The 2,100-nt window shown below is 74.4% G+C and carries 2 protein-coding genes; both read right to left on the reverse strand.

What is annotated here, in order from left to right; all coding sequences use genetic code 11:
• Positions 1 to 138 precede the first annotated feature (138 nt).
• Positions 139 to 627, reverse strand: coding sequence for a DUF4232 domain-containing protein (locus tag G3I65_RS09035; RefSeq protein ID WP_160695688.1), 489 nt, complete (start codon positions 625 to 627; stop codon positions 139 to 141).
• Positions 628 to 758: 131 nt separating this feature from the next.
• Positions 759 to 2,100 (reverse strand): CHAT domain-containing protein (locus G3I65_RS09040; protein ID WP_160695689.1); only part of this gene is annotated, 1,342 nt, incomplete at its 5' end.

The raw sequence follows: 2,100 nt of genomic DNA on the forward strand, positions 1-2,100 counted from the left end.
TCGCGGCACCCGCCGCCGGTGCCGGAGCCTGGGCGGCCGGAGCCGCCGTGGACGTTCCGCACGCCGCCAGCACGAAGGCCCCCGCCGCCGTGCCGATCCCCATCAAGATGCGCTTCACGTGGAATCCCCTCCCGAAGTTCAGTTGCCGACCGGCGTGACCTGGACGGTGTCGCCCTTCACCGGCGCGCCCGCCGGCCAAGCGACGCTCACCGGCTGGCCGTACGGCCCGGTCGGCAGGTCGAACGTGACGAAGTCGGCGGCCGCGGGCGCCGCCGCCGAGCGCTGGACGATCCGGGACACCGCCGGGTGCCCGTCGCGCAGGTTCACCGGGAGCGCCTCCGACGCGTCCGTCGTGACCGCGATCGGCAGCCGCTGACCGCCGGCGAGGAAACCCACCGCCGTCGGCGCGCCCTCGAGCTTGCAGTTCGTGTTCGGCGACGCCGCCGTGTAGGTGAGCACGTAAGCCTCGTGCCCGGCCGCGTGCGTCGGGTCGTGGGCCACGGTCACGTGGACGTCCGAGGCGCCGCACGGGTGGTCGCTCGGCATGGCGTTCGCCGCCCCGCCCGCCACCAGCAGCCCACCGGCCGCCAGACCGGCGGCGATCAGCGCGGTTCCAGCTCGCTTCATGGTCATCCTCCCTCGTTCCGTGATCGACTGGACTCACTGGGAGAGATGCCCGGCCACCCCACGGGGATGCGCCGCGATGCGATCGATCACCGGAAAGCAACCTGCAAGATCGCCGGACGTCGAAAAGAGTGTCAGCTGCGACCGAAGCAGACGAACGGCATCAGCGGTTCCGCCGTGGCCGCGTCCGCCAGCGCCCGCGCCGGCGGGGTCCCGGCGGCCAGCGCGCGGTGGAACGCGAGCATCACGCCGCCCGCGGTCCGGTCGTCGACCCGCGCCACGCTCGAAACCACCGTGCGGCTGCCGCCGTAGAGCAGCGCCGCCGTGAAGCCGAGGACCTCGTCGCCCGCGCGGACCACGGTCTGGCCGACGTCGCATGACGACAGCACCACCTGCTCCGGCGCCGTCGCGAGCTGCTGGACGTCGTAGGCCATCAGCGGCCCGTCGGCGAGGTTGAGCCGGGAGAACAGCACGTTTTCCCGCTCGTGGTGACCGTGCGCGGCGAAGTGCGCCAGCCGGCAGCCGTCGAACGCCTTGAGCGTCGCCGCGACCGTCGCGTCCGGGCCGGTCAGCACCTCCGCCTCCGGGTAGAGCGGCGCCAGCGACGAGATCTCGGTTTCCGCGTGGGTCAGGTCCGAGCCCGCGACCAGCAGCGGCGCCCCGCTCGCACGGCGGGGACGGCGGCCCGCGTCGAGCCAGGCCGACGACGACGGCGTGACCGTCACCGGCCGCCCGCGCACCGTCGGCAGCAGCCCCCACGGGATCGCCGACAGCGCGCCGGTCGGCACGACGACGACGTCGAGGTCGCCGAGCCGGTTCGCCAGCGGCGCCAGCAGGATCGCGTCCAGCGCGGTGACCTGCGTCCGCACCGACCGGCGGATGACCTGGTCCAGCTGGGCGGGGAGCTGGCGCCCGCACAACGCGTCGAGGTCGCTGTGCAGCCGGGCGACCGGCTCGGCGACGGCCGACGCCGGGCCGAGCTCGATCAGCGCCACGCGGTGGTTCGCGATCACCTGCGCGCACAACGCGCCGTGGTCGGCGAGGAAGCAGACCATCGCGCTGCCGCTGTCGGCGAGTTCGTCGCCGATCTCGCGCAGCTTCGCCTCGGGGTGGTCCTCGTCGGTGCCCTCGGCCTGCCAGCCCTTGGCGCGGATTTCCCGTTCCAGCGCGGCACAACGCTTCACGGCCTGGGCGTCCGGCTTCCCGGACAGCTCGCCGGCGCGGATCTGCATCGAGAGGTACCGCAGCTCGGCGACGGCGTCGACGGTCTCGGGGTGCGCGGGCGGGCGCACCGGCCGGAACCGGAACGCCTGCGCGCGCGAGCGGTCGAGCCACCGGAACACCACCCCCGGCGACCGCTGGGCGAGCGCGGCGGCGAGACCGGCGTCGGCGAGTTCCTTGCCCAGCGACGTCGTCGCGGTCTGCAGGTCGACGCTGCCGAAGCGGCTGCGGTGGCGCTGCAGCTGGGCGAGCCCG

The organism is Amycolatopsis sp. SID8362, assembly GCF_010550475.1.
Classification (GTDB): domain Bacteria; phylum Actinomycetota; class Actinomycetes; order Mycobacteriales; family Pseudonocardiaceae; genus Amycolatopsis; species Amycolatopsis eburnea.

Bases quoted from the DNA above. Each gene is read 5' to 3' on its own strand.
- G3I65_RS09035 (WP_160695688.1), bottom strand. From the start codon at position 627: ATGAAGCGAGCTGGAACCGCGCTGATCGCCGCCGGTCTGGCGGCCGGT.